We start from the raw sequence: 6,879 nt of genomic DNA, 5'->3' as shown, positions 1-6,879 counted from the left end.
AGCCGTTGCTAAAATAAGCAAATTATCACAGCCCTATATTTCTAAAATAGCTAGTAAATTTGGTGGGTTCAATGCCCTCAAAAAAATATTACTAGTCCTAATAGAAGCTCTATATAGGGGTAGTAATAATTTTTCTGACCTGTCAGACGATGAAAAATTCTTAGTCAATGACTATTTACCTCTAATCAAAGATAACCCGCCTCCAGAAGTTGTTCAGGAATTGCTAGAAGTAGCTAAAACTATTGGTTATCAGGCATTTAGCAGGATTACCAGGGAATTAGCACCGGATATTCTAGCGGCATTTATTGGAGCAATAGTAGATATAGCTATAGTGAAAGATGGGAGGTATGCCTACGATTAGGGACTTCCAATTAAAAAAATACCCAAAAATTTTTTGTGGTGCGGGCATCTTGCCCGCTAATTATCAAGGATGGGCAGGACTTGTACTGAGCCTGTCGATAGCGTAGCGTGGCGTTAGCCATAGTATGCCCATCCCACAAAATTGGTATCCCCTCAATATATCGGGGAAAGAGTTATTCAGGCATCCATGACAAACCAAAAGGATTGAGAGCAGATTTTTCTCGAATAATAGTTGCCTTCATAGGGAATATTCGTAACCGCTCAATAATCCGGGGTAAATCCTTCCATGACCAAAAAATTTTAGATTTTGGATTTTAGATTTTGGACCCTAGAATTTTCGGTACAAGCCCCGCCTCTTCAGTGCGGAATTAATCCAAAATCGCCAATCTAAAATTCTCAAGCTCCACACTTGAGGGTGGAGTCAATCTAAAATCCAAAATCGCAAATCCAAAATTGGCTGACAAGCCTCAAATGGCGTAAAATCGTTCCCGAACAGGTAGTCCGCCCCCATTTATTGAGCGGATACTATTTTATCATCGTTTAAATCTGATGCTTTTATTCCTTCTTTTATTAAATGTTCTATGGGTTTATCTTGAAAAAAATCAGGGAATAAATATAATGGTCTTGATACAAAACCTAGTCCATTCAGAATGATTGCTTTAACTACTTCGCCTGTATTTACAAAAGAAGGGAACAGGGAACTCTTAACTGGGAACAGATAAGAAACACTCATTTGCACCAGTTTAGAGCTTCTGTCAAAAAAAAGATGTTTTTTAAGATGCGTGGCCCGAAAAAAAACAGCGTCATTATTTCAATCTCATGTTTTTAAACATGAGTTTTTCCTGTTAGAAAGTTGCCCGTTCCCTGTTCCCTCTGAATTTCTCTTTACTATCTACTAAGAATATTTCATTAATTTTTTCTACTATTTATATTTCATCTATTATTCCTAAGTGATCTAAGTTTTTACTCTCAAATTCTTCTTTTTGGTAATTCATATTTTTTGGTATTTTGATTTCATTCAGACTCATTTTCTCATTTTTTCTTCTGAATTTATTGTCAATACCTTATTAATTTCAATTTGTTGGCAATTTTTATATTACTGTCTATACAGCACTTCTCGGTGTTATGAGGTACACCATTAGCGGGCAAGATGCCCGCACTACAAGAGTTTCATGATTCAACTTTGTACCTCATAAGAGCGGAAACCGCTGTATTTATTGCCAACTTAGTTATGTGTTTATGTTTAAGCTATTTCTGTTACTTATTACACTTGTGTCTGTACTACAAAATGAAGTGCGGAATGTGGGATATAGGTTTCAACATTGGTTCAATAGTTGTTGTTTTGCGTTAGAATCAAATTAATAAATCTATGCAAACAGTATTAAAATTCAACTTTGATTTGTATGTCACAAAATAGTTATTCCGAGACTGTTGCTCAATTGTTTAATTATCAAGAAGGGACAGAGAAATTATCACCAGATAAATGGCCTAATTATGAGAAATTAGGTATTACTACTGAACATATTCCTGAGTTGATCAGTTTAGCAACTGATGAAGATTTTTACAATATAGATCATGACACGCTTTTATCTGATGAAAGTGGTTTATTTGAATATGCACCAATTCATGCAATACGTATATTAGGAAAATTCCGAGTAGAAGCAGCAATTGAGCCGTTAATTAGCTTATTATCCAAACTTGATGATTTTGATTTTAATAATGAAGTATTGTCCATTTTGGATGAAGAATTAAAAAATGTTTTAAGCCTGATTGGTTTACCTGTAATTCCGGCACTTTCTACTTATATCGCTAATGATTCTCATGGGCAATTTCCCCGAATTACAGCTATGTTAACTATTAAAACCATTGCCTCTGTCTATCCAGAGCATTACCAGCATTGTGTTACTTCTTTATCTCAACATTTAGAATCTTTTAGAGAAAATGATCCTGAGTTTAACGGTCATATTGTCTGGGTGCTTTCTGATATGAATGCAATAGAATGTTTACCTTTAATTGAGCGAGCTTTTCAAGCAGGGTGTGTTGATGAGGATGTGATAGGAGATTATGATGAAGTGCTTGTCAAATTTGGTTTAAAGGATATCACAGATATCTCTCCTAAAACTATAAAAGCGACTGATACAGAGAACCCCATATCTTTAAATTTTACTACTTCTCCTGGATTTAAACAACTTGAGAAACTAAATAAAGCACAGCAAAAGAGAGACGCTAGAAGAAAGCGAAATTTAAACCAACTGGGAAAATAAGTGATTTAGGGGTAAAGTTAGGTCGAGGGGGAGTATTATCTCCCGCGCTTCGCTATCGCCATTTCTGACCTCCAAATTAAAGTAGCTGAACTGCAAAGAGCCAGGGCGCAATTAGCAGATACTATCAGAGAGAAAGTAGCGATCGCTTTGGTGAAATTCGATGAGGGGAGAACTGATTTTCAAATCGCCCAAGTTGTGGGAGCAAGGGCTATTGATCAATTTAAAGTATTTGAGCTACGTTACATTAGGGGGAACAACGATACCGAGGGATATTTAGCTAAACAATCGGAACTTGATAAAGTCAAAGCTAACACTTATGGTTCTTGGGGGAAAATGAGGCGATTCCTACGGAGCGCTTCGCTATCGCTCTTTGAGATCAAGTTATTGGTATTAGGTGTCAAAGATGCAGAACTATAAAATGTGGGGGAAATGCGGGGCGATCGCTAGGATGTTAACTTTGTACCATTTTAGGTGTTCAAAATTCATGCAAAATATATGCCAGTAGTTCTAATCAAGAGGCTACCCACAGCCTTACCACCCCGATTCAGAACATGGGTATAAATTATCATGGTTTTTACATTCTTGTGTCTCAGTAATTCCTGCACTGTGCGGATGTCGTAGCCGTTTTGTAATAAATGGGGATTATATGGAAGTATTCGGTATAATAAATAGTTAAATGCGCTTTCCAATGGGTTCTAAATAGTTCTTTAGAGACTTCCAATTTAAAAAATATCCCAAAATTTCTTGTAGTGCGGGCATCTTGCCCGCTAATAATACAAGGACGGGCAAGATACCATTGGATAGCGAAGCGCTGCTGCAAGCAGTTCATTTTTTTGTGGAGTTCTCTTATTATGATTCACTCAGAGAATATGGAATACAAAGCGAAGGTTTCTACACTTCTAAAGAAACAGCCAATTCAGGGTGAAGAGCTTGCTGACGATCAGAAAGTATCTGTACCCGCAGGTAAGGTTTACACCGTGGATGAGATACTCGAAACTAATGGACTACACTCTCATGTCGAGTTTGCCGTTGAATCTGGCTCTTGGTGGATTTTCTTGCCTCACTGGGATACCGTCCTTCAAACCCAAAAAGTTAAGGCTGTCTTCTCTCTTGAGCAAGCAAACATCAGTAACCTGATTTATGGTTATTTAGTCTTTAGTCGTGGCACTCAAGAAGTTCTCCGAGTAAGAGCAACGTCTGGTCAACCTAGTTATCAGTACCCTGGGGCTCACACTCAAAGGGGTAAGGGCTGTATTCCCCCTGATAATGATTGGAAGATTTCGACAAATGGATATTATCTTTCGACTCCAGGTATTGAAGGGATGTTTTACCATATTACACCAGATCCAGATCCAGAAACAGGACGAAGTGAGTTCGGACTTCACCGCGACTCTAACGTTACAATTTATCCAGGCTCTGCTGGCTGCATCGTAGTCAAGACTAGCGATTTCAACGACAAGATTCGACCTTTCTTAGATGGCTTAAGAGAGACACAAAGCTTTATCTCTTTGAGTGTTGTTTACAGTACCTGACTTGTGCTAAGGTATCAGCTTTCTCAATGCCATAGACTTGAGCAGGCTCTTGTTGCGCTAACTCTGTCAACATAGTTATTAGGAGAAAAATGATGGCTTTTGAATGGAATGATTTTGTGACTACAATTCGGGATGCTGACATTGAGTTCGAGCATCTTAAGAAGGTGCAGCTTGCCCAAGCTATTCTTGAATCCGGGCGGGGAAGCTCCGACTTATTTAAGCTACACGGTAACCCATTTGGAATGAAGTATCGTCCCGAAATGAGTGGAATAGCAATTCCTGTTACTTACGAAGCAAATGATGGTAAAGACACGTACTGCAAATTTGTAACTCTTGAGGATGCAATTCGCGGATATTGGATATTTATTGATCGACCAGTATATTCTGGGTGGCGTACAAGTATTTCTTCTCCTGATGCATACATAAAGTTTATTGCTTTTGCTGGCTATATAGGTGGTGATTCCGGTGCAAAACAAACATATGTAGACAAGGTTGCTAACTTGTTTGATGAAGCTTCAAAACTCCTGAGAAGATCACCTGTAGATGGGAGTTTCTGGAAGAAAAATGGTGTTCTTCTTGAGGTGGGACATGGCACATTACCCAGTGGGCTATTTGACCCAGGCGCAGTTGGTGTCAATTCTAAAAATGAGTATGAGTTGAATAAGCTTGCGGTAGAAGCTGCAAAGCGTGTTATCAGACAAGCTGGCGTACCTTGTGATATCACAGATGCAGTTGCAAGCTTATACAATTTAGGAATACGAGCCGCTGGCTATGACGTATTCTGCTCAGTTCATCACAACAGTGCTAATCGTTCTACTCAGGGAGCTGAAGTGTTAGTCCACAATGCTAAAGCAGATCCTCCAGATTTAGCGCTTTCACGGATAATGAGTGCAGAAATTGCAGCAGAGTTAGGTATACGAGATCGTATTGCAGGAGGACGCGATCCACGCCAAGCACTTGGAGTGTTAAGTGGTGCAGAAGATACGGATGTTCGAGTTTCAGTTTTAGCTGAAGTCTACTTCATTGATGTTCGTGTGCCTAATGTAGTTGACTGGAGTACAAGGGGCGGGCAAGCAATAGGTAGAGCGATTTTGAAATGGCTAAGAGCTAATCAGTAGCTTGACTCTCTTATTTTTGCCCTAACAGCAGCAGATAGAGGTAGATATAGCGAGTGTGTCATGAGGGGCAAAATAGACTGAAAGTATTGCTGCATATACTTTTCAGTTATCGTTCCCTATAAAATCATCTAAACCTAATTCACACTTACCAGCCAAAATAACCATAAGGGTGGAACGAAAGAATAAAGGTTTTAGCCATGTTTTGTCATACTACAAACTGAAGTTTTGTAATACTTGCCCCTAGTAACACGCTCGCTATATTTACCCCAATTTCTCAACTCCGACAAACACCGACAGGAAACTTCGTCAAACCCATTATTAAAACCCCGACGAACCCCGCCACTAAACCTGTAACCCTTGCTAATAATGGAATAGAAACATTGAGAGTAAACTCTGTAGCGATAGCGAAGCGCTCCGTAGGAATCGCTCTCCCATCATCCCAACAGATAAGCGATAGCGAAGCGCTCCGTAGGAATCGCCTAACATCTCTAAAGGATAGTAAAAACTCTCATGTACATAAGCTTTTAAACACGTACAATACAGATTAATAAATTTTAATAGTAAAAATAAATTTTCCTGAAATTGGTTTTCTTTGATATAGTTATGATCAGAGTCAGTAGTCAATTTTTCAATCATGCTTTGTAGCACTGAAAAGGATTATAGCAACTGATTACCAGTATAAATCAAAACTCCCAAACTGTATTGACAACAATTTGAGAGCTTAGAAAATCTAAAAATTAGCAAACCCAGCTTTTTACTTAGTCTACGTCCTGAGAAAACTAACCTAAGTAAAGTCTGGATCAACAAACCAGAAACCATGAGAACTAATTCACGTCAGTCTCAATCTCAATTGCATAAGGACAGCTATGAAAACTAATTCATGGCAGTCTTATCCTCTGATTATAGACTGCAAAGTACAAAAGTGTAAACATTTTTTTCTCTTATTCTGCCAACCCATTGCAATTAGTGGGGGTGTGGCATGAATAGGAACCTAGAAACCTTTGATATTAGGAACTTCCTAGACAGACTCACTCCCAAGAAAGGCAAAAATAGATATATTTGTCCAGTCTGTGAAGGTTCATTAACCGTAGATATTAAAACTGGTAAGTACCAATGTTGGGGAGAACCTGACAACAAACAGCATCTAAAAGATATCAGAGAAGCTGTTAATCCCTTAGAAGATGCTTTAAAACAAGCGGGTATTGACAATGGCAGAATCAACTACCAACAAATCACCCCTACTAAAAAACCAGATCCCTTACCAGCACCATTACCCCAAAACATTGAATTAGCCAAATTACCCGCCCCTGGTGTTATTCCTCAAAAGAAACATAACAGTAGAGGATCACAAATCATCTATACATACTCAGATGCACAGTATGTAATTAGATACGAATTTAGAGAAGATGGTGAACAGAAAAAGCTCACCATTCCTTACCATCTGGATATTCTTGGTAACAGTATTAAAGGAATTGGTGACAAACCCTGGCCTGTTTACCATCAAGAAGAAATCATCAAACATGGTCAAGGCCAATTTGTCTTAGTAGTTGAAGGGGAAAAATGTACTGATGCTGCTAGACAACAAAATTTACTTACCACTACCTT

4 protein-coding genes and 4 pseudogenes are annotated in these 6,879 nt (G+C 38.5%); 6 read left to right on the top strand and 2 right to left on the bottom strand.

Annotated elements, in window-relative coordinates; genetic code table 11:
* A pseudogene (locus AN486_RS25780) lies at nucleotides 1-361 on the top strand (hypothetical protein); the annotation flags it as partial.
* A 525-nt stretch (nucleotides 362-886) separates the two neighbouring features.
* Here AN486_RS25780 and AN486_RS25775 read toward each other — a convergent pair.
* A pseudogene (locus AN486_RS25775) lies at nucleotides 887-1,033 on the bottom strand (DUF4277 domain-containing protein); the annotation flags it as partial.
* Between the two features lie 730 nt (nucleotides 1,034-1,763).
* On the opposite strand from AN486_RS25775, the gene AN486_RS25770 reads away from it, so the two are divergent.
* Nucleotides 1,764-2,624 carry a DUF1186 domain-containing protein gene (locus tag AN486_RS25770; RefSeq protein ID WP_290602975.1) on the top strand — a complete coding sequence of 287 codons (861 nt, stop codon included), beginning with the start codon at nucleotides 1,764-1,766 and terminating at the stop codon, nucleotides 2,622-2,624.
* A gap of 150 nt (nucleotides 2,625-2,774) precedes the next feature.
* Nucleotides 2,775-3,041, top strand: coding sequence for a hypothetical protein (locus AN486_RS25765; protein ID WP_290602974.1), 267 nt, complete (start codon nucleotides 2,775-2,777; stop codon nucleotides 3,039-3,041).
* A 65-nt stretch (nucleotides 3,042-3,106) separates the two neighbouring features.
* Here AN486_RS25765 and AN486_RS25760 read toward each other — a convergent pair.
* Nucleotides 3,107-3,259: pseudogene (locus AN486_RS25760) on the bottom strand (tyrosine-type recombinase/integrase); the annotation flags it as partial.
* 342 nt (nucleotides 3,260-3,601) lie between these two features.
* Between AN486_RS25760 and AN486_RS25755 the strand changes: the two are divergent.
* From AN486_RS25755 to AN486_RS25745, 3 genes and pseudogenes are all read left to right on the top strand, one after another.
* The gene (locus AN486_RS25755) at nucleotides 3,602-4,156 is read left to right on the top strand and encodes a hypothetical protein (protein WP_290602972.1); all 555 of its coding nucleotides are present in this window, start codon (nucleotides 3,602-3,604) and stop codon (nucleotides 4,154-4,156) included.
* Between the two features lie 89 nt (nucleotides 4,157-4,245).
* Complete coding sequence (locus AN486_RS25750) at nucleotides 4,246-5,274, top strand: glucosaminidase domain-containing protein (protein WP_290602971.1); 1,029 nt, start codon at nucleotides 4,246-4,248, stop codon at nucleotides 5,272-5,274.
* Nucleotides 5,275-6,253: 979 nt separating this feature from the next.
* Nucleotides 6,254-6,879: pseudogene (locus AN486_RS25745) on the top strand (hypothetical protein); the annotation flags it as partial.

The organism is Anabaena sp. AL93 (genome assembly GCF_001672085.1).
Taxonomy (GTDB): domain Bacteria; phylum Cyanobacteriota; class Cyanobacteriia; order Cyanobacteriales; family Nostocaceae; genus Dolichospermum; species Dolichospermum heterosporum.
Note: the sequence above shows the minus strand (reverse complement) of the source record. Positions and strands in the feature narration are given on the sequence as shown.